Source organism: Mesorhizobium sp. M5C.F.Ca.ET.164.01.1.1 (assembly GCF_004792125.1).
Classification (GTDB): Bacteria; Pseudomonadota; Alphaproteobacteria; order Rhizobiales; family Rhizobiaceae; genus Mesorhizobium; species Mesorhizobium wenxiniae.
Genome location: NZ_SRTG01000399.1, coordinates 1 through 317, shown reverse-complemented (window position 1 = coordinate 317; position 317 = coordinate 1). Strand labels below are relative to the sequence as shown.

Annotated in this window: 1 protein-coding gene; it reads left to right on the top strand. The window is 60.6% G+C overall.

Features of this window, described 5'->3' with window-relative positions; genetic code table 11:
• The first annotated feature begins 57 nt into the window (after positions 1 to 57).
• Positions 58 to 261 (top strand): hypothetical protein, encoded by a 204-nt coding sequence (locus EN807_RS33985; RefSeq protein ID WP_246684532.1) that lies wholly within the window; start codon positions 58 to 60, stop codon positions 259 to 261.
• Positions 262 to 317: the final 56 nt, after the last annotated feature.

Below are 317 nucleotides of genomic sequence, written 5' to 3'. Positions count from 1 at the left end.
GCCCGCTTGAATATGACGCCGGCTTTCGGCAAGCGTCATTTGCGTCAACATAGGTGAATGATGAAGCGTAAGGACAAGGCGGCGCCTTTCGTCCCGACCGAAATCCATGTCGCGACGGTCGATGATGGAAAGAGTGCGCTCGGCATCCTCTCGATCGAGACGACCGAAGGCATTCTGGAAATCGCGCTGGACGGCCACGCCGCCGACGCCATCGTGGACGCTCTCGGCGCCATCCGTTCCAAGCTGGACCAAGACCGCTAAAAAGAAGCCCGGACCAGGAGCCGGGCAGAGAGGTCTTGGGACCATGCTGACCGGAG